At 56.6% G+C, this 18,927-nt stretch carries 19 protein-coding genes; 14 read left to right on the top strand and 5 right to left on the bottom strand.

Features of this window, described 5'->3' with window-relative positions; translation table 11 throughout:
• The first annotated feature begins 97 nt into the window (after window positions 1-97).
• The 9 genes from QGM61_RS03210 to QGM61_RS03250 are packed head-to-tail and all read left to right on the top strand — an operon-like array spanning window position 98 to window position 8,362.
• The gene (locus QGM61_RS03210) at window positions 98-622 is read left to right on the top strand and encodes a Na+/H+ antiporter subunit E (RefSeq protein ID WP_281131897.1); all 525 of its coding nucleotides are present in this window, start codon (window positions 98-100) and stop codon (window positions 620-622) included.
• Entirely contained in the window at window positions 619-879 is a 261-nt protein-coding gene (locus QGM61_RS03215) for a monovalent cation/H+ antiporter complex subunit F (protein ID WP_237132837.1), read from the top strand. Before QGM61_RS03210 ends, QGM61_RS03215 begins: the two co-directional genes overlap by 4 nt.
• Window positions 876-1,184 carry a cation:proton antiporter gene (locus QGM61_RS03220; protein WP_237132836.1) on the top strand — a complete coding sequence of 103 codons (309 nt, stop codon included), beginning with the start codon at window positions 876-878 and terminating at the stop codon, window positions 1,182-1,184. Before QGM61_RS03215 ends, QGM61_RS03220 begins: the two co-directional genes overlap by 4 nt.
• Window positions 1,174-2,100: a hydrogenase subunit MbhD domain-containing protein gene (locus tag QGM61_RS03225; RefSeq protein WP_281131898.1), complete on the top strand. Its 927-nt coding sequence runs from the start codon at window positions 1,174-1,176 to the stop codon at window positions 2,098-2,100. Before QGM61_RS03220 ends, QGM61_RS03225 begins: the two co-directional genes overlap by 11 nt.
• Complete coding sequence (locus tag QGM61_RS03230; protein WP_281131899.1) at window positions 2,097-2,420, top strand: NADH-quinone oxidoreductase subunit K; 324 nt, start codon at window positions 2,097-2,099, stop codon at window positions 2,418-2,420. The genes QGM61_RS03225 and QGM61_RS03230 overlap by 4 nt, the downstream gene beginning before the upstream one ends.
• Window positions 2,413-3,846: a complex I subunit 5 family protein gene (locus QGM61_RS03235; protein WP_281131900.1), complete on the top strand. Its 1,434-nt coding sequence runs from the start codon at window positions 2,413-2,415 to the stop codon at window positions 3,844-3,846. The genes QGM61_RS03230 and QGM61_RS03235 overlap by 8 nt, the downstream gene beginning before the upstream one ends.
• Entirely contained in the window at window positions 3,843-5,363 is a 1,521-nt protein-coding gene (locus QGM61_RS03240) for a proton-conducting transporter membrane subunit (protein WP_317622125.1), read from the top strand. The genes QGM61_RS03235 and QGM61_RS03240 overlap by 4 nt, the downstream gene beginning before the upstream one ends.
• A gap of 2 nt (window positions 5,364-5,365) precedes the next feature.
• On the top strand, window positions 5,366-6,898 hold the full coding sequence (locus tag QGM61_RS03245) for a complex I subunit 5 family protein (RefSeq protein ID WP_281131901.1): 1,533 nt from the start codon (window positions 5,366-5,368) through the stop codon (window positions 6,896-6,898).
• A 36-nt stretch (window positions 6,899-6,934) separates the two neighbouring features.
• Window positions 6,935-8,362 (top strand): MBL fold metallo-hydrolase RNA specificity domain-containing protein, encoded by a 1,428-nt coding sequence (locus QGM61_RS03250; protein ID WP_281131902.1) that lies wholly within the window; start codon window positions 6,935-6,937, stop codon window positions 8,360-8,362.
• Window positions 8,363-8,401: 39 nt separating this feature from the next.
• Here QGM61_RS03250 and QGM61_RS03255 read toward each other — a convergent pair whose 3' ends face one another.
• Window positions 8,402-8,905: a lipocalin-like domain-containing protein gene (locus tag QGM61_RS03255; protein ID WP_281131903.1), complete on the bottom strand. Its 504-nt coding sequence runs from the start codon at window positions 8,903-8,905 to the stop codon at window positions 8,402-8,404.
• Window positions 8,906-9,094: 189 nt separating this feature from the next.
• On the opposite strand from QGM61_RS03255, the gene tesB reads away from it, so the two are divergent.
• The gene (gene tesB / locus QGM61_RS03260; protein WP_237132829.1) at window positions 9,095-9,964 is read left to right on the top strand and encodes an acyl-CoA thioesterase II; all 870 of its coding nucleotides are present in this window, start codon (window positions 9,095-9,097) and stop codon (window positions 9,962-9,964) included.
• Between the two features lie 7 nt (window positions 9,965-9,971).
• Here tesB and dinB read toward each other — a convergent pair whose 3' ends face one another.
• Window positions 9,972-11,036 carry a DNA polymerase IV gene (gene dinB, locus QGM61_RS03265; RefSeq protein ID WP_317622134.1) on the bottom strand — a complete coding sequence of 355 codons (1,065 nt, stop codon included), beginning with the start codon at window positions 11,034-11,036 and terminating at the stop codon, window positions 9,972-9,974.
• 56 nt (window positions 11,037-11,092) lie between these two features.
• Between dinB and pepQ the strand changes: the two genes are divergently transcribed.
• Window positions 11,093-12,442 carry a Xaa-Pro dipeptidase gene (gene pepQ, locus QGM61_RS03270; RefSeq protein WP_281131906.1) on the top strand — a complete coding sequence of 450 codons (1,350 nt, stop codon included), beginning with the start codon at window positions 11,093-11,095 and terminating at the stop codon, window positions 12,440-12,442.
• Here pepQ and waaA read toward each other — a convergent pair.
• Window positions 12,439-13,731, bottom strand: coding sequence for a lipid IV(A) 3-deoxy-D-manno-octulosonic acid transferase (gene waaA / locus QGM61_RS03275; RefSeq protein ID WP_237132826.1), 1,293 nt, complete (start codon window positions 13,729-13,731; stop codon window positions 12,439-12,441). The genes pepQ and waaA overlap by 4 nt on opposite strands.
• Before the next feature lie 193 nt (window positions 13,732-13,924).
• Here waaA and corA point away from each other — a divergent pair, with 193 nt between their 5' ends.
• From corA to QGM61_RS03290, 3 genes are read left to right on the top strand one after another with little or no spacing between them, the layout of a single operon-like run.
• On the top strand, window positions 13,925-15,013 hold the full coding sequence (corA, locus tag QGM61_RS03280) for a magnesium/cobalt transporter CorA (protein ID WP_281131907.1): 1,089 nt from the start codon (window positions 13,925-13,927) through the stop codon (window positions 15,011-15,013).
• 3 nt (window positions 15,014-15,016) lie between these two features.
• Window positions 15,017-16,222: an FAD-dependent oxidoreductase gene (locus QGM61_RS03285; RefSeq protein WP_281131909.1), complete on the top strand. Its 1,206-nt coding sequence runs from the start codon at window positions 15,017-15,019 to the stop codon at window positions 16,220-16,222.
• Entirely contained in the window at window positions 16,219-17,010 is a 792-nt protein-coding gene (locus QGM61_RS03290) for an aldo/keto reductase (protein ID WP_411268748.1), read from the top strand. The genes QGM61_RS03285 and QGM61_RS03290 overlap by 4 nt, the downstream gene beginning before the upstream one ends.
• Before the next feature lie 51 nt (window positions 17,011-17,061).
• Here QGM61_RS03290 and QGM61_RS03295 read toward each other — a convergent pair whose 3' ends face one another.
• Window positions 17,062-18,369, bottom strand: coding sequence for an ammonium transporter (locus tag QGM61_RS03295; protein ID WP_317622126.1), 1,308 nt, complete (start codon window positions 18,367-18,369; stop codon window positions 17,062-17,064).
• A gap of 17 nt (window positions 18,370-18,386) precedes the next feature.
• Window positions 18,387-18,725 carry a P-II family nitrogen regulator gene (locus QGM61_RS03300; protein WP_237132821.1) on the bottom strand — a complete coding sequence of 113 codons (339 nt, stop codon included), beginning with the start codon at window positions 18,723-18,725 and terminating at the stop codon, window positions 18,387-18,389.
• Between the last annotated feature and the right edge of the window lie 202 nt (window positions 18,726-18,927).

An 18,927-nucleotide genomic window follows, 5' to 3' on the forward strand; every position in this document is an offset into this window, starting at 1 on the left:
GCAAGTGATTGGGTCATTCTAGCTGATACTTCCTGACGACTGCACCCGATTGCGTTAGACTGGCATTCGGCTGTAGACGTTAATTTAGGGAGAAGCAATGGCGGCTACCCGCGGTAAACGCTCTGAAAATTCGCAGCAGCAGGGACTCCGAATCGTCAGAGTGTTGCTCTGGGCACTTGTATACACCGTGATCTGGACACTGCTGAGCTCAGGCCAGGGCTGGTACATAGGCATTCCCGTCATCTGCCTGGCTACCGGTCTGAGTTACATTCTGCAGCCCCCATCTCTCGCATTTCGCCTTCAATATCTACCCAGCTTCATTGCCTACTTTGTCAGCCGCCAGCTTCTGGGCGGGATGGATGTAGCAAAACGCAGTTTCCAGCGCGATGCAAGCAGTCATGCCGCCTGGGTCCACTATCCGTTTACCTGCCCGGCCCTGAACACCCGCATTGGGCTCTCGGCGCTGATTGGGCTGCTGCCAGGCACACTCGGCGCCCGAATCGAATCAGATCAATTACTCATACACGTACTTGATAAGCGACTCGACTGGAAAAGCGAAGTGGCCACTCTGGAACGCCATTTGAGCAAACTGCTTGGAACTCCTGAGGGGGGCTCGTCATGATCTTGATGACCACGCTGCTGTTGATTGCCGGAAGTGCCGGCCTGTGGCGACTGGGCCAGGCAACCAGCACTGCTGAACGCCTGATGGGCCTGCAGATGCTGGGCAGCACCGGCATCGCCGTCCTGCTGCTTCTGGCGGAGTGGCAGCAATCAGACACCTGGCGCGATGTCGCCCTGGTGCTGGCGCTGCTGGCTGCTGTCATCACGGCGGCGCTGGTCCAGCTGCTTCGCAAGACCTCAGAGCCGGAGGTACCATGACGCCAGGCACACTGGTCGACATACTGTCCTGGACGCTGATGGCAGCAGGTATATGTTTTTATCTCACCGGGGCCCTCGGGCTGCTCCGTTTCTCTGACTTTTATTGCCGATTGCACGCCGTGACCAAGACCGACACGCTGGGCCTAGGTTTCCTGGCATTGGGCCTGGCTATTGCCTCCGGCTCCCTGCACACAGCGTGTTACATTTTTCTAATCTATCTGATTGCCATGGCATCAGCCGCCGTCAACGGCCAGTTACTCGCCCGCTACAAACTCGAGCAGGAGCAGTCCAAAGATGACAGTTGAACTGCTGCCCGACCTGGTGCTGTGCGTTCTGCTGCTGGTTGTGGCATGGAGTGCCCTGTTCGCTTCCACACGTCGCGATGCCATGGCATTGTTTGTGGCTTTCGGCATGATCGTTGCCCTGGTCTGGGCGCGCCTGGGCGCACCAGACCTGGCTCTGGCTGAAGCGGCCATTGGCGCAGGATTGACTGGCGTGCTGCTGCTGCGTGCCGCGCGCAAGCTGCCCGTCTCGTCGGCACGTCGTTTCGACTATCGTCGTCACCTGGGTGCGCTGACATTCATTGTTGTTGCTGTAAGCGGTTTTGCTGTTTCAATAATTCTGCCCTCACCCGCAGACATCACTGCCAATAATATCGACTCTCCGGTCGCAGCCGCCATGTCTGATTCAGGCGTCAGTCATCCAGTCACCGCAGTGCTCCTGAACTTCCGCGCCTGGGACACATTTCTGGAACTTCTGGTTCTGTTATTTGCCATTACCGGCTTGAGACAACTCTTCCCGATCGAAAAGGAATCTCTTGAACCGGCACGTACCTGGCAATTACTGGTGTCCTGGACACGTACACTGGTGCCTTTGCTGTTGCTCGTGGGAGGTTATCTACTCTGGCGCGGCGCCAGCGGACCGGGCGGTGCATTCCAGGCAGGTGCCCTGCTGGCAGCAGGCTGTGTGATGCTGAGGATCACCGGCATGCTGCCACCGCTGCACTGGTCTTCGTTCGCGGTTCGCGGCTCTGTCTGTGCCGGCACACTGCTATTCCTGTGTACTGCGGTGTTGACGCATTCGCTGGGTGCCGGCTGGCTGGACTATCCGGAGGCCCACGCCGGCACGCTGATTCTGATGATCGAGACGCTGGCAACCCTGTCAATTGCCATCATTCTCACCCTGCTGGTTGCCGGTGAACGCAAGGATCTCTGCTCATGAGCTCACTGGCAGCCAACAGCATCATTCTTTACCTGCTGGTTGCTGTAGCACTGGTGATGCTGGGTCTTTATGGTCTGCTGGTTTTGAAGGACCCTATTCGCCGTCTGATTGCAATCAATATCATGGGGTCGGGCACGTTCCTGACCATGATCGCATTCGCGCGCCGACAGGAGCCACCTGACCCCATTCTTCATGCACTGGTTGTGACAGGCCTGGTTGTTGCCATCAGCGCGACCGCCTTTGCATTGCGTCTGATTCTGGCTGCCCGCGAGTCCCGGGAGGCAGCCGCGAGCGGCAGCACGGAGGCAGAGGATGAATGACGCCCTGCTAAGTCTGGTTACCCCGCTGGTGGCAGCGCTCATTGTACTGACCGGCCCTGCGATGACACCTCGACGGGCCAGCGTGGTCGTGCTGCTGGGAAGCGCGCTCAGTTCCGCAGCAGCCCTGCTCGCCCTGCAGACAGTGACCGCCAGTGGAGCGACACAGACACTCAATCTTGGCGGTTGGGAAGATGGCCTCGCCATTCGACTGCGCCTGTCTCCACTCAGTGCCCTGCTGCTGGCTTTTACTGCCTTGATTCACTTGCTGGCAGGGCTGTATGCCCGATTCAGCCGCTTTGCCTCCGGCGACGACTTCTGGGTGCTGAGCGCATTTCTGCACACCGCGCTGGCGGCACTGTGGCTGTCAGCAGATCTGTTCAATCTGTATATCACACTGGAGTTGATTGGGCTGGCCGCTGTTGCCATGGTTGCGCTTAGCGGCCCGAAAGCCTATCAGGCTGCTGCTGACTATCTGTTGCTTTCACTGGCAGCTTCAATGATTTATTTGCTGGGTGTGGTTTTTCTGTACAGTGAGTACCACACGCTGGATGTCATGCAGCTAGCCTCCGTGAGCGCCGACAGTGCCAGGACACGTCTGGCGCTGGCCCTGATTACTGCTGGCCTGATGCTAAAGGGTGCACTATGGCCACTGCATCTCTGGTTGCCGGCAGCGCATGCCGGCGCACCCGCAGCGGTAAGTGCCCTGTTATCTGCCGTTGTGGTCAAAGGCCCGCTGTTCATTCTGTGGCTGGTTTGGACTGAAGTGGCACCCGCCGATCTTGCCCGTGAGGTCGGCCCCATGGTTGCAACGGCCGGTATGATCGCACTGGTCGCCGGTGGCTGGGCGGCGATGCGATCACCCTACATCAAGGTTCTGGTGGCCTATTCGACTGTGGCGCAGCTTGGTTACGCGCTGATGGCGCTGGGTTTGTTGATGTCATGGCAAATTCCCCAGATGCATATTGCCCTGTGGTTGTTTGTAATCGCTCATGGTCTTGCCAAGGCCTCCCTGTTCATGGCGGCCGGCGAGATGCAGGGCACGCTGGGCACGCGCCGCCTGACTGGTCTGCGTGGCGCCACGCAGACCGTGCCGATAGCCATGTTCGCCTTTGCGGTTGCCGGTGGCAGTCTGATCGGACTGCCTCCCAGTGGCGGCTTTCTGGCGAAGTGGGTACTGCTGGAACCCATTCTCAGCCAGCCACAGAACTGGCCGTGGGCCTTTGGCATCTTGCTGGGCACGCTGGTATCAGCGGCATATATTTTTCGCGTTGTGGTCCTGGCGTTTGATCGCGCCACGATCAACCCACCAGACACGCGCCCGCACTTGATGGGCCACTGGCTGGCCCTGCTGCCAGCACTTATTGTGTGGGGCATGGCACTTTTGGGTGAACAACTGATCGGACTGCTGGCCGGAGGTGGCGTATGATCCTGGTGCAAATGATGCGCTGGACCAGCCTGCTGCCGGTGCTGATCATACTGAGCTCTCTGATCCCGGCGCTATTGATATTCGCCACGCCAGAAAACGCCGCCAGACGGCGCACCATCCTCAACCTGGGCGGAATTGTCATCAAGCTCTGCCTGGTTCTATTGATGCTGCTCGGAGTCAGCCAGGGACTGCGCTTTCGATTCGAAGTGGACTTTCTGCCCGGCGCCAGCCTGGTTCTGCAGGGCGACGCACTATCTCTGCAGTTTGTAACGCTCTCGTCAATATTGTGGTTGGCTACAACTATCTATGCCATCGGCTACCTGCAGAAATCGCAACTCAAGTCGCGATTCTTTGGATACTTCAGTCTATGTGTCAGTGCTACTGTCGGTATCGCACTGTCAGGCAATCTGATTACGTTTTTGCTGTTCTTTGAACTGCTGACGCTGGCAACGTTTCCACTGGTTGTTCATCGCGGCACCGATGCGGCACTCAAGGCCGGGCGGCTTTATCTGGTCTATACCCTGTCTGGCGGTACCTTGCTGCTGATGGGCGTGGCACTGCTGCACTCAATCACAGGTACCAGTGACTTTATACCCGGCGGCTATGTTTCCGGCGCGGTAGAAGAAAACCGCTTTGCGTTGATGGCGGCATTCGCATTGATGATTGTGGGACTGGGAGTTAAAGCTGCACTGTTCCCCCTGCATGGCTGGCTGCCCAGAGCCATGGTAGCGCCGGCGCCAGTCAGCGCATTGCTGCACGCGGTAGCAGTTGTAAAGGCTGGCGCGTTTGGCATAATCCGCGTGGTCTACGATGTATTTGGTGTGGAAACGGGCATTGCACTCGGCCTGACTCCGGTGTTGATGCTGGCTGCCGCATTCACCATTCTTTACGGCTCCATTCAGGCTCTGCGACAGACTGACATCAAGCGCCGGCTGGCATTCTCTACAGTCAGCCAGGTGTCATACATTACGCTTGGTGTTGCGATGGCAGGGCCGACAGCGGCTATCGGCGCAGTAGTTCATCTGGTGCATCAGGGCCTGATGAAGATCACGCTGTTTTTCTGTGCCGGCAACATGGCGGAGACTCTTGGCATTCACAGAATTCAGGAGATGGATGGTCTGGGTAAACGCATGCCTCTGACCATGAGCGCCTTTACAGTCGGTGCGCTTGGCATGATTGGTGTGCCACCGATTGCCGGCTTCTTCAGCAAATGGTATCTCGGGCTGGGGGCACTCGAGTCAGGCAATGATGCGATGCTGGCGGTTTTGATTGGCTCATCAATTCTGAACGCCATGTATTTCATGCCGCTGATATATCGCGGCTGGTTTGCTCAGCCGCCAACAGCGGGGTGGCCTGAGGACAACTTCAAGAAATCACGCTTTGAGACTCACTGGATGATGCTGCTGCCACCACTGTTCACGGCGCTGCTGTCCCTGCTTGCCGGCATTTTTGCGGGCAGCCTGGCCAGCCCGCTGGGCTGGACGGAATTCATCATCAGCCAGGAGTTTGCCCTGTGAACATGACGATGCCACTCGACAGTTTCTGGCCAGACGCCCTGATTGGCATTCAGGGACCGCTTGATGCTGCGTGGCTGTTGTTTACAGCGGCACTGTGGCTGCTGTCATCTGTTTATGCGGCGGGATCAATACGGGGCCCCGTATTCTGGACCCTCTGGCTTGTATCAATGGCAGGCAACCTGCTGCTGATCGTCTCGCAGGATGCCCTGAGCTTTTACATCGGTTTTTCCATGATGAGCCTGGCGGCTTATGGTCTGGTCGTTCACGACAGAACTCCCGTCGCTCGCCGGGCGGGTCGCATCTATCTGCAGCTTGCTGTCCTTGGCGAAATGGCGCTGTTATCCGGTCTGATCATGATAAGTTATCAGCTTGGCGGTGCCGTGCAGTTTGCCGCCTGGCAGGGCAGCGATATCAATCCCTTGCCTGCAGCGCTCGTGCTGGCCGGTCTGGGCCTCAAGGCGGGCTTCTGGCCTCTGCACGTCTGGTTGCCATTAGCACATCCGGCGGCGCCGGCGCCCGCCAGCGCGGTCCTGTCCGGCGTCATGATCAAGGCCGGCATTCTTGGTCTGTGGAAAATTCTGCCTGCTGCTTCGCTGATGCAGCAATGGGCCATACCAGTCATGTCTGTGGCTGTATTCAGTGCGTTTTATGGCGCACTGATGGGTCTGACGCGAAGCAATGTCAAACAGTTACTGGCGTTTTCATCAATCAGCCAGATCGGTTTTTTGCTGTTTCTGGTGGGCCTGAGCTGGCACCTGCCCGGGCAGCGCTCAGAGATTGCCGTCATCCTGATGCTATACGGCGTGCATCATGGCCTGGCCAAAGGCACACTGTTTCTGGCAGCCGACCTTTTCAAACACCGCATCCCGACAGCGTGGTTACAGGCTCTGCTGGCCGTGCTTCTACTGACAACTGCTCTGTCAATCGCTGGCCTTCCGCTGACCTCCGGCGCAGCGGTGAAAAGTGAGCTTAAATCCGCGCTGGCAACTGACGAGCTGGCGATCTGGCGCAATCTTATTATTGCTGGTTCAATCACCAGTGCCTTGATCATGATCAAGGCACTGGTGCTGTTCCGGCGCTTATCATCACACAGTAATGCAGAGCCCGACACTGCGCCGCCAGGTATCCGCAAACTGTCCGCGTGGATTGTACTGGCCAGCTGCCCGGCTGTGCTGCCATGGCTGTGGCCCAGCATGCGTGAGTCGATTCTCTACAGCCTGAGCGCGAGCAATCTGTGGGCGCTCTGCTGGCCGCTGGGTATCGCCATGGTGATGTATGCGCTGGGGAGTCGCTTGCCGTTTGAGGCAGACAGGATGGGCCGGTGGCTGCCGAATCTTATGGTTCCAATGTCACTGCGACTCAAAAGAACACTGGGCAGGTTGACGCAGGAGACTCCCGATTGGCAATTCGACACACGCTCACTGCGAAACATGGAACGACGCTGGAACCGTCTGTGGCATGGCAGTACGGTGAATCTGAGCAGTACTCTGCTGGTGATCATAACGGTGCTGACTATTGTGTTGTTATCGACGTAAGCAAATGATGCATCAATTAGGGGATCTGAAAGTCTTATGGCCAAGTTGACATTTTATGGTGCCGCCCAGGAAGTGACTGGGTCCTGCCACATGCTGGAATCACCAGCTGTTGGCAAAATCCTGCTTGACTGTGGCATGCATCAGGGCGGCGATGCGGTTGACCGCGTTCATGAGGAAAGTTTCCCCTTTAATCCAGCCGAGATTGACGCAGTGATTCTGTCGCATGGTCACCTGGACCATTCCGGTCTGCTGCCGACACTGGTAAATCAGGGCTTCGACGGCCCAATCTACTGCACTCAGGCTACCCGTCAGCTCCTTCGCGTGCTGCTGGAGGACGCGCGCGGCCTTTATGAGCGAGATCTGGAAAGGGATAACCTGCGTCGGCAGCGTGCTGGTCGCCCATTAATTGAGCCTCGATACACAGCACATGATGTGGAAAAGGTGCTTCGCCTCTGCGATGGCAAGCAATACCGAAAACCATTCGGTATTGCAGCGGATGTTGAGCTGACCTTTCTGGATGCCGGTCATATTCTTGGTTCAGCGATTGTGCACCTGAAGATCATTGAGCACGGCAAACCGAGAATTCTTGTATTCTCAGGCGATCTCGGCAACCGCCATTCCGCCCTGATGAATGATCCAGAATATGTTAACGAGGCCGACCTGGTGTTGATGGAAGGCACCTATGGCAACCGCAATCACCGCGACCACGATGCGACACTCGAGCAGTTCAGACAGGTTCTTCACGAGACCTGGGAGGCAGGCGGCAATGTCATGATTCCCTCCTTCGCGATTGGTCGCTCACAGGAGCTGATCTATTACCTGGGTTGCCTGCATCACAGTGGTGAACTGGATAACTGGCAGGTATTTCTGGACAGCCCGATGGCCATTGAGGTAACCGAAATCTATGACCGCTGGCTACATCTGTTGGACGACGAAGACATTCGCTGCCTTAGCGACGCCAACCGTGAGTCACTGGCGCAGTTTCTGCCGACTCTCAAACTGTGCCGTTCGGCCGAAGATTCGATGCAGATCAATGCCATCAAGCAGGGCGCCCTGATCATCGCAGGTAGCGGAATGTGTACCGGGGGGCGAATTCGCCATCATTTCAAACACCGGATCTGGAAACGCGAAAACACAGTAATCTTTATCGGATTTCAGGCACGCGGCACGCTGGGCAGGATGCTGGTCGATGGCGTCGAAACGTTCAAGATGTTTGGTGACGATTTCAAGGTCGGCGCGCGTATCGAGACCATCGGCGGTCTGTCAGCGCATGCCGGACAGGATGAACTGATCGACTGGATTGATCGCTTCCGCAAAGAGTCACCCGGCACTGAAACCCAGCGCCCACGTGTCATGCTGGTCCATGGCGAAACAGAGGCGCTGCAGGCACTCTCCGACCGGCTGCAGCAGAACAAGGGCATTCGAGCCGAAATACCTGCTTACCGGGACAGCATTGAATTTTAATCAGAATGCCGCCATCACAGGAGGCTTTCTGTAGCGTCTTCAGTCTTCGATACGTCGCCAGGTCAGGGTGCCGGTGGTACGACCGTTCTCATCACGAATTGAGAGTTTCAACAAGCCTTCCGGGGTGAACTCGTAGTAGCGCACATTGTCTTCACCCACCCAGCTGCCGCGCGTAGGCGAACCTTCAACGTGGTGTGTAACTTTGTTCTGGGAGATATCCCAGGTGACAGGCCCCCAGTATGCAAACCCTCCGCGCACCAGCTCTGTGGTCTGCGCAGCACGTTCAGGCAGATCCTTGGGCATTCCCTGAGCGGACATCTGGTCGTTTTCATCGTACATGATGCGGCCAACATAGTTATTGTCGACTTCACCACCAGTGGCCGGGAAGCTGACAAAACTGACCAGTTCGTAGTGGCCAACAAACTGTTGTTTGACCGCCATCAGCGCGTCATCCTGGGCTGCATCTGCCGATTCATTGGACCAAACTGCCGCTAACAGAACTGCGGCCGATACCAGCGCAGCCCCCATCAATGTCCGTCGCATCTGCTCTCTCCTCCAAACTTGATTATTGTTGTTTTGCTTTGTTCCTGAATCATACGCCTGGCATGTCGCCTGGTAAAGAAAGCTGCGCTCTCTGCCCGGTCGACTGGCAAGATGCATCGGTAGACTTGCGTGCAAACTGGTAAACTACCGGTAATATCGCATTGATAATCGCCAAGCAGGAACGTAACAATGAGCAGCGACAACGAACAACTGACACAACTTATGAATCATCTGGCTCTGGAAAAGCTGGATGAGAATCTGTATCGAACCTCCTCTAACAATGAGGGATGGTTCCGTGTGTATGGCGGCCAGGTGCTGGCTCAGGCGCTGCTGAGTGCCACTCACACCGTTCCCGAGGATCGTCACGTACACTCACTTCATGCCTACTTCCTGCGACCTGGGGACCTCAAGCACCCGGTCATTTACCAGGTAGATCGCATTCGGGATGGTCGCAGCTTCACGACCCGGCGCATCGTTGCCATCCAGCACGGCAAAGCCATTCTTAACATGTCCGCATCATTTCAGGTGCGCGAAGAAGGCCTGTCGCACCAGGTCGATATGCCTGATGTGCCGCCACCTGAGGAATGTGCCGATCGCAAACAGATGGCTGAACAGTTTCGCGGTAAAATATCGGATGAGCTGCTTGACCGCTTCTCCAGGCAGTTTGCAGTGGACCTGCGCCATGTCGATATCAACAGCCTGTTCGACAACACGCCAAAAGCGCCGCAGACCAGCGTCTGGTTCCGCATCAATACCGATTTGCCTGAAGACTACCCCTACCATGAACACCTGTTGGCATACGCGTCCGATATGACGCTGCTGCAGACCAGTCTGCGCCCACACGGCCAGAGCCTGTTCGACCCCAAGCTGCAGATCGCCAGCCTTGACCACACCATGTGGTTCCATCGCCCGTTCCGCATGGATCAGTGGCTGCTCTACAGCCAGGACAGCCCGTCTTCGTCGCAGGCGCGCGGGTTTAACCGCGGCAATATCTTTACCAGAGACGGCGTGCTGGTGGCATCAGTGTGTCAGGAAGGTCTGATTCGCCTGCGCGACTGAGACCCTGTCAGTCGTCCAGCGCCAGCTGCAATTGATCGACTTCCGTCTCCGGGTCGCGCGGTTTCAGTCGCACCCCAAGTCCAATCAATCGCACCGGGCGTTGATGACGCTGCCAGGCCTGGGCCATCAATCCCGGGAACCAGTCACGATGCATATCATCGGCCAGGTGCTCAGCGGTGGTTGAGACAAAATTGTTGAATTTAAGCTTCACGAAACAGCCAGATACCCGGTAACGTGAATGGATTGACTGCCATCGTCGCTGCATTTGCTGATAAAGTTCATCAATATGCAGCAAACAGGCATCAAGGTCGGGCAAATCAGCCGCAAATGTGTTTTCCACACTAAGTGACTTGCGTTGCCGCTCAACCTTGACCGGCCGATCGTCTATGCCCCGGCAAAGTTGATGTAATCGCGCTCCAAAGCTGCCAAACTGAGCCAGCAATGCCTGCTCACTGTAAGCACGCAGATCCTCACAGGTAGAGATCCCCAATGAGTGCAGGCGCCCTGCTGTCACCTTGCCAACACCGAAGAGTTTTTTTACCGGCAACTGGCGGACAAAGTCATCGACTTCCTGTGGACGGATGACATATTGACCATCCGGCTTGTTCCAGTCGCTGGCAATCTTGGCCAGAAACTTATTCGGAGCGATACCGGCAGAAATCGTAATACCCAGCGTTTCCCGGACCCGCTGACGTATCTCCGATGCAATCAGCGTGGCACTGCCACGGCAGGCCTGAGCCTCGGATACATCAAGATAGGCTTCATCCAGCGATAATGGTTCAATAAGATCCGTGTAGTCGCTGAAAATGGCCTGAACCTGGCGAGATACCTGCCGATATATATCCATACGTGGCGGAACTACGCGCAACTGCGAACAACGCCTGAGTGCGGTTGCCATAGGCATGGCAGAATGAATGCCATATTTGCGCGCCTCGTAGTTACAGGTTGCCACGACGCCGCGGCGCTCACTTGAACCACCGACGGCCAGAGGCTTGCCGCGCAGTTCGGGGTTATCCCGCATCTCGATGGCCGCGTAAAAGCAATCGCAATCACAATGGATAATCTTTCGAATACTGAATGCGTTCATGGTCTGTCACTTGACACTTATTAGGCGTATTATCACACAGCATGAAGACCGAAGAATTATTTGCCGAACACCTGAAGTGCCTGGTAGCGGAATACTCTGAGGCGCTTCAGGCAGCAAAACTGGCTGAACACAGCGTGCTGGTCCATAGCGGTATGTCGCATGACCACTACGCAGACGACCATGCCATGCCGTTTCGCGCGTGGGGCCACTACCTGCGCTGGTTACCCGTCGACCGTCCCGATCAGTTGGTACTGATTCGCCCAGGCAAAACGCCCGTGTTCTTTGCCGTCATTCCCCAGGATTTCTGGCATGACCAGCATGTGGATATGCCTTTGTGGTGGGCAAAAGAATTCGAGATCGTGATTCTCAGTGATTTATCACAACTCGCCAGAGAGCTACGCCCGAGGCTTGATACACATGAAAAACTTGTGTTTCTGGGCGAAGGCATAGCACTGGCCGAATCACTGGATATCGCACCGCAAGCCATCAATCCGCCGCGGCTGCTGAGCCAGCTCGACTTTCGACGGGCGTTCAAAACTGCTTACGAGGTGCACCGAGTCGCAAACGCCAATGCGCTGGCTCTTACCGGTCACCAGGCAGCCCATGACGCCTTTCTGGACGGTAGCGATGAGTACGATATTCACATGGCCTATCTGCGTGCCTGCCGCGCGCTTGATCAGGACCTTCCCTATCCAAGCATTGTTGCGGTTAATGAACACGCCGCGACGCTGCACTATCAGCACAAGCAACGCCGTTCCTCAGCCGATCAGAGCCACAACCGGGTATTGCTGATTGATGCCGGCTGTCGCAGTGCGGGATATTGCTCGGACATTACCCGCACCTGGGTTCGCCCTGATTGTCACCCCGAGTTCAAAGCCCTGCTGGCCGGCGTGCAATCACTGCAACGCGAGGTGATCGAAGCCATCAAACCTGGCATGAATTACATCGATCTGCACGTCCATTCGCACCGCCTGCTGGCTCGGCTGCTCGTCGATACCGGCGTTTGTATCGGCACGGCTGAAGAGGTTTTTGAGACTGGCCTGACGACCACATTCCTGCCTCATGGCCTTGGCCATCTGCTGGGCCTGCAGGTCCATGATGTCGGCGGGCGCATGACCGCGCCGGATGGCACCATCGCCACTCCACCACCTCAGTTTCCGGCCCTGCGGACAACGCGTACTATCCAGAACAACATGGTCTTCACTATCGAACCAGGTGTTTACTTCATCCCCATGCTGCTGGACAAAGCACGCGCTGGCGATCACGTGGGTCTTGTGCAATGGAAACTGGTAGACGAATTGCTGCCATATGGCGGCATACGGATTGAGGACAATATCTGGGTAAATAATGGTCAGCCACACAATCTGACCATGCGGCCGCTGCCCGATTAAACGCTCGGCAGATGCTCAAGCACCAGATCATAGACGCGATCCAGCGCCCCCTGGTTGGCTGCAATCGCCTGCTGGCCGGCCAGTCCCATCTGCTCCCGTGCAGAGCGATCCTGAAGCAGTCTAATCACCTGCTCTGCCAGAGCCGTTTCATCGTGCACTGTGAGCAGGGCACCCCGCTCCTGCAACTGCTCGCAAATGGCCTGAAAGTTATACTGGGAGGGGCCGGTGATCACAGCAAGCCCCAGCGCAGCGGGCTCCAGCACATTCTGACAGCCAGTATTCACCAGGCTGCCGCCGACAAAAGCCAGTTGCGCCAGACTCATGTAGACGGGCAGCTCACCCATGCTGTCACCCAGAAAAACGGCTGTCTCTGCACTGACGCTTGTGTCTTCGCTGCGGCGAACAACCTCGTAACCGGCGCTCTCGAAGATCCTGGCAGCCGAATTGAATCTCTCCGGGTGGCGCGGCACCAGAACCAGCAGCGCATCCGGGATTGATCTTCTTATCAGCTCAAAGGCCCGCAGCACTTTTTCATCTTCGCCTTCACGGGTACTGGCAGCGATCCAGATCGGGCGGTCGGAGTGTGCGAGGCGCAGTCGCATCTGATCAACACGCGCCTGCAGATCGGCTGGCAGCCCGATATCAAACTTCATACTGCCGGTAACGCGCAGCGCCGTATCTGGCACACCCAGCTTTCGGAAGCGTTCGGCATCGTCTGCAGTCTGCGCAGCAATGAGATCGATCTGCTGCAGCATGGGTTTACCCAGCGCGGAGAACTTCTCGTAGCCGCGAAATGACTTTTCTGACAGGCGGGCATTGGCCACCATGATGGCCGCGCCGCTGCGCTTGCTGTAGTGGACCAGATTGGGCCACAACTCCGTTTCAACCAGAATCACCATGGCTGGCTTAAAAGCACGCAAAAAGCGTGTGACCGCGCCACGGTAGTCATAGGGCGCGTAGACATGACAAATGTCGTCGCCGAACAACTCGCGTACGCGCTCCGAACCGGTTGGCGTCATCGTGGTTACCACGATACCCCAGTGCGGATTCAGACGCCTGAGCCGCTTGACCAGTGGTGAAATTGCAACCGATTCGCCCACGGACGCTGCATGTACCCATATCCACCGCCGTTCCTGCCGGCCGGCGCGCGCCTTGTCAACAAACCCCAGTCGTTCGCCCCAGCGACGGGCATACTCGGGCGCGGGCAAAAACAGGGCGCGCCAAAGCAGCCGCAACACGATCAGTGGCAGCACCATATAAAATGCCAAGTTATAAACAGTCCTGTTCACTCAGACTCCCTTTCCTGTCCTGCAATACGCCAGGTATCACGCCCGATTCGGGACTGGCCGGGGCTGCGAGGACACACGCATCAATGCGACGTTTATGACAAGTCAGCGCCCGGGCGTGGTACCATAGCGCCGTTCTGGCGGGAATGATTACAGGATTCCGGCACCCGTGCAAATCAAATAAAGTTGAGCGCACATGGCAAAACCGCATCGTGTACACCACTCGGCAAAGCTGATCAAAAAACGCGGCAAAAAAGTGGGCGCCGCGCCCGGGACCCTTATCCACGTCGGTGAAACAAAAAACACCGATATCAATATCCGGCTCATTGCTTATAACGAAACCACCCTGAAAGAATTCCAGCTTTCGGACCCGGCACAGTGCCATCCACCACAAGCCTCGGACATCACCAGCTGGTTCAATATTGACGGACTGAACAATCCGGACATCATTCGCGAAATTGGCGACCGCTTCGAGCTGCACCCATTGATTCAGGAAGACATCCTGAACACCGATCACCGACCCAAAATCGAAGTTCACGACAAACACCTGTATATCGTCATCAAGATGCTGCAGTTCAATGACCAGGCGCACGACATTGAATTCGAACAAATAAGCCTGGTGGTTGGCGACGACTACGTACTGTCGTTTCAGGAAAAACCGGGCGATGTCTTTGACGGCGTTCGCGAACGGCTGCGCAGTGGCCGCCGCATCCGGCGACTGGGTCCAGACTACCTGGCCTATGCCCTGATAGATGCGCTGGTCGACAATTATTTTCTGATTCTGGAAAAACTCGGCGATGCGATTGAGGACCTGGAGTTTGAACTGCTGGATAAGCCCAGTAAGGATACGGTCAACCGCATACATCATTTCAAACGCGAGATGTTACTGCTGCGCAAGGCCATCTGGCCGCTCAGGGAAGTACTCAGCAGCCTGAGCCGTGACGAGAGTGTCATTCTCAGCGACGAGATTCGCATGTTTTTGCGCGATGTTTATGATCACACCATACACATCATTGATAACATCGAAACTCTCCGCGACCTGTTGGCGGGTCTGCTGGACCTGTATGTATCCAGCGTCAGCCAGCGCATGAATGAAGTCATGAAAGTGCTGACCATGTTCGCCAGCATTTTCATGCCGCTGACTTTCATTGCTGGCATCTACGGCATGAACTTCGAAAATATGCCGGAACTGCAGTGGCAATGGGGTTACCCTGCCGCACTGTTTTTTATGGCCCTGTGTAGTGGCGGCCTGCTGCTATATTTTAAATGGCGACGATGGTGGTAATTCATGAGTGAACAGCAAGTACAGGTTGCCATAGTTGGCGGCGGCATTGCCGGCCTGTGGGTTTTGAATCGCCTGCAGAAGGCTGGGTACGACTGTGTGCTTGTAGAACAGGGAAAGATCGGGCAGGGTCAGACGCTTGCCTCGCAAGGTATCATCCATGGCGGCCTGAAGTATGCACTTAATGGTGTACTCAGCCCTGCCAGCAGCGCAATTGCCGACATGCCGGACCGTTGGCGATCCTGCCTGGACGGCACGGGCGAACTGGATCTTCGTAATGTGCGCGTCCTGTCACCCAATTACTATATGTGGTCAGACGGTTCGGTGCGCTCGCGCTTCAAGACATTCCTGGGCAGCAAGGCATTACGCGGCCGTATCGATGCCTTAAAACCTGATGACTATCCTGCGTTTTTCCAACAGGCAGCATCAGGCGGGACACGCGGCACTTTGTATCAGCTGACTGACTTTGTTGTCGACACCCCCAGCCTGCTTGAATCGCTGGCCAGTGCTCACAGTGACCGTATCCGCCAATGCCAGCGCATTGAGCTGGGCGATAAGCTGCTCCGCCTGACTGAGGGCGATGAGCAGACAGTTCTGCGCTGCCGGATGACAATCCTGTGCGCAGGTGCTGGTAACGAGGCACTGCTGGCGTCCTGGTCGGCAGCCCCTCAGGTCAACAAACCCGCCATGCAGCGACGCCCTCTGCACATGGTCGCTGTCAGACTCGACCATCCTCTTCCCGCCTATGTGCACTGCGTCGGTGACAGCTTTGGCATGACACCGCGACTGACTGTCACCTGTCACCCTGTGAAAACACCAGAAACCAATGAGTGGGTCTGGTACCTGGGTGGTGAACTGGCAGAGTCAGGTGTAGGGTTACCGGATACTCAACAGCATCAGCGCGCCGAACAGGAGCTGAACCGGCTGTTCCCCTGGGTAAATACATCAGGGGCAAATTGGCAGAGCATACATGTCGACCGCGCAGAACCGGCAATTGCCGACCTGCGCCGCCCCGATACCGCACATGTATCGCGATGCGATTCACTGCTGGTGTGCTGGCCGACCAAATTGACGCTGTGTCCTGACCTTGGAGATACGGTGTTGAAGCAGGTCGCCGAAACGCTTACTCCAGCCGGGCAGGATGCCGCTCCCCTGTTGCAGTCTCTGCCAGCAGCATCGCTCGCCTCTGCCCCCTGGGAGGCGCTGCGATGAATGAAGTTCTGATGACCCCAAAACGAACACTGGGCAGCACTGGCATCGATGTCTCCTGCCTGGGCCTGGGAACTGTCAAGCTTGGAAGAAATCAGGGCGTCAAGTATCCCTCAAGCTTTGAGCTTCCGGATGACCGACACATTTTGAATCTGCTGGCGACAGCAACTGAGCTTGGCATCAACCTGATCGATACCGCACCCGCCTATGGCGTCAGCGAGCAACGTCTTGGTGAGCTGCTAAGGGATAGGCAGCGATGGGTCATCTGCACAAAAACTGGCGAAGAGTTCGTCGATGGCCAGTCGCGATTCGACTTCAGCGCCACGCATACGCGCGCCAGTATACACCGCAGCCTGAAACGGCTGAACACAGACTATCTGGACCTTGTGCTGGTCCATTCTGATGGGCGCGACCGTGAGATTATCGAACACAGCGACTGCTTCGAAACCCTGGCCAGGTTAAAAGAGGCAGGCAACATTCGCGCATTTGGCCTGTCTGGCAAAACCGTCGAGGGTGGGCTGCTCGCCCTGCAGCACAGCGATGTCGTGATGGTGACCTTCAATCCAGACCAACAGGAAGAACGACAGGTCATTCAGCAGGCCTGCAAGCTTAACAAGGGTGTACTGATTAAAAAGGCATTTGCCAGCGGTCATGCTGTCGTGGATAGCAGCGCCGACCCGGTGCGCAGCAATCTGCAGTTCTCGCTGCAGGAGCCCGGCGTCAGCGCGGTTGTGGTGGGCACGATCAACTCCCATCACTTGCGCGATAACGTCCGGGCCTGTCTAGACTAAAAGCCAGTCAGCGCACGAAGGCCATTTGACCCCTCATGCACCAGGCAATGCTTACATGGAATAGCCTTTCTCGTCGTGATCGGTGATATCCAGACCAGTCAATTCCTGCTCTGGTGTCACGCGGTTACCGGAGGTCAGCGCGCCAACGACTTTCATCAGCACGATGGTCACAACCGCCGTGTATATACCGGTCGCCAGCACACCAATGACCTGCACGCCGAATTGTGAACCCATGGTCATGCCCTCGGCATAACCATTGCCACTGAACACACCCAGTTCCTGCGAGGCAAATACAGCTGCCAACAGCGTACCAAGGATACCGCCAACACCGTGCACCGGGAAAACGTCCAGAGAGTCATCGATTTTCACACGATGCTTGAGGAAGTTGGTGGCCGCAAAACACAGCGCACCGCCCATGATACCAATCACCATGCCGCCAGCCGGTCCAACCGAACCCGCTGCCGGTGTAATTGTCGCCAGACCGGCAACCATGCCGGTGACTGCACCCAGGCCGCTCGGCTTGCCGTGACGCACCCATTCAATGCCCATCCAGGTCAGCGCGCCAGCCGAGGCTGACATATGGGTCGCCAGCAATGCCATACTGGCACCACCAGAGGCACCCAGTGCGCTACCGGCGTTAAAGCCATACCAGCCGACCCACAGCATGCCAGCACCGGTAAAGGTCATGGTCAGGTTGTGCGGCATCAGCGGTGCGGTAAGAAACCCACGGCGCTTGCCCAGCATGATGGCCATGATAACGGCCGCCACGCCTGCCGTGACGTGAACCACTGTGCCACCAGCGAAATCGATCAGACCCATCTGATACAGCCAGCCATTGCTGTTCCATACCCAGTGGCAGACCGGGAAGTAAACCAGGGTTGCCCACAGCACAACAAAAATCACCAGTGATGAAAACTTCATGCGCTCGGCAAATGCACCAACGATCAACGCCGGTGTGATGATGGCGAAGGTCATCTGGAATGCGACAAACAATGGCTCCGGGATGTCACCCCAGACAGAATCAACGGTGATGCCGTTCAGGAAGACCTTGCTCAGCCCTCCCCAGAACCCGGTGTCGCCCGGACCGAAGGCAATGCTGTAACCAAACATCAGCCACAGTATTGAAATGATTGCAGCAATCGAAAAACACTGCATCAGCACTGACAGGACGTTCTTGCTGCGCACAAGCCCGGCATAGAAAAGCGACAGACCCGGCACTGTCATGAACAGTACCAGTGCGGTCGCAGTCAGTATCCAGGCAGTGTTGGCGCCGTTGATGGCTTCCTGCGCCAGCGCGGTGGCTGGCAGGCCCAGTGCAGCAGCTGCCACACCCAGTTTGCTTATTGTTCTATTGATCATTTGCATCTGTCTCCCCGTCACACTGCTGAATCGCCAGTTTCGCCAGTGCGGATCCGCACCACCTGTTCAAGCGCCTGCACAAATATCTTGCCGTCGCCGATCTTTCCTGTGGCTGCCGCCTGACAGATTGCTTCGACAGCACGCTCTACCACGTCGTCAGAGACGGCGACCTCTATTTTGGTTTTCGGCAAAAAATCAACGACATATTCAGCGCCCCGATACAGCTCAGTGTGCCCCTTCTGACGCCCGAAACCTTTTACCTCGGTGACGGTCATGCCGCTGACGCCCAGTTCACTCAGGGCCTCGCGCACATCGTCCGCCTTGAACGGCTTGATGATTGCTACGATCATCTTCATAGCTTTTCTCCCGGATTGTTTTTGATCTTGGTTTTTTGCACTCTTATGGTGCCAATATCCCCGATGCGCACCTGATGGGTGCAGTAATGCGCTGAAAACCGGGTTTCAGTGGCTGTTTTTGGTGCAGTTTATTTCTGAGCAAGAATCAGGCCGCTTCTGGAACGCCCTGCAAAAAGGCATGCGCACCAACGATGCGCGAATG

It is taken from the genome of Pseudohongiella sp. SYSU M77423 (genome assembly GCF_029911965.1).
Classification (GTDB): domain Bacteria; phylum Pseudomonadota; class Gammaproteobacteria; order Pseudomonadales; family Pseudohongiellaceae; genus Pseudohongiella.

Coding starts and splice junctions, on each gene's coding strand:
- QGM61_RS03240 (WP_317622125.1), top strand. CDS start 3,843: ATGATCCTGGTGCAAATGATGCGCTGGACCAGCCTGCTGCCGGTGCTG.
- QGM61_RS03255 (WP_281131903.1), bottom strand. CDS start 8,905: ATGCGACGGACATTGATGGGGGCTGCGCTGGTATCGGCCGCAGTTCTG.
- QGM61_RS03285 (WP_281131909.1), top strand. CDS start 15,017: ATGAGTGAACAGCAAGTACAGGTTGCCATAGTTGGCGGCGGCATTGCC.
- QGM61_RS03295 (WP_317622126.1), bottom strand. CDS start 18,369: ATGATCAATAGAACAATAAGCAAACTGGGTGTGGCAGCTGCTGCACTG.
- tesB (WP_237132829.1), top strand. CDS start 9,095: ATGAGCAGCGACAACGAACAACTGACACAACTTATGAATCATCTGGCT.
- corA (WP_281131907.1), top strand. CDS start 13,925: ATGGCAAAACCGCATCGTGTACACCACTCGGCAAAGCTGATCAAAAAA.
- QGM61_RS03300 (WP_237132821.1), bottom strand. CDS start 18,725: ATGAAGATGATCGTAGCAATCATCAAGCCGTTCAAGGCGGACGATGTG.
- QGM61_RS03250 (WP_281131902.1), top strand. CDS start 6,935: ATGGCCAAGTTGACATTTTATGGTGCCGCCCAGGAAGTGACTGGGTCC.
- QGM61_RS03215 (WP_237132837.1), top strand. CDS start 619: ATGATCTTGATGACCACGCTGCTGTTGATTGCCGGAAGTGCCGGCCTG.
- QGM61_RS03235 (WP_281131900.1), top strand. CDS start 2,413: ATGAATGACGCCCTGCTAAGTCTGGTTACCCCGCTGGTGGCAGCGCTC.
- QGM61_RS03210 (WP_281131897.1), top strand. CDS start 98: ATGGCGGCTACCCGCGGTAAACGCTCTGAAAATTCGCAGCAGCAGGGA.
- pepQ (WP_281131906.1), top strand. CDS start 11,093: ATGAAGACCGAAGAATTATTTGCCGAACACCTGAAGTGCCTGGTAGCG.
- QGM61_RS03225 (WP_281131898.1), top strand. CDS start 1,174: ATGACAGTTGAACTGCTGCCCGACCTGGTGCTGTGCGTTCTGCTGCTG.
- QGM61_RS03245 (WP_281131901.1), top strand. CDS start 5,366: ATGACGATGCCACTCGACAGTTTCTGGCCAGACGCCCTGATTGGCATT.
- QGM61_RS03290 (WP_411268748.1), top strand. CDS start 16,219: ATGAATGAAGTTCTGATGACCCCAAAACGAACACTGGGCAGCACTGGC.
- QGM61_RS03220 (WP_237132836.1), top strand. CDS start 876: ATGACGCCAGGCACACTGGTCGACATACTGTCCTGGACGCTGATGGCA.
- QGM61_RS03230 (WP_281131899.1), top strand. CDS start 2,097: ATGAGCTCACTGGCAGCCAACAGCATCATTCTTTACCTGCTGGTTGCT.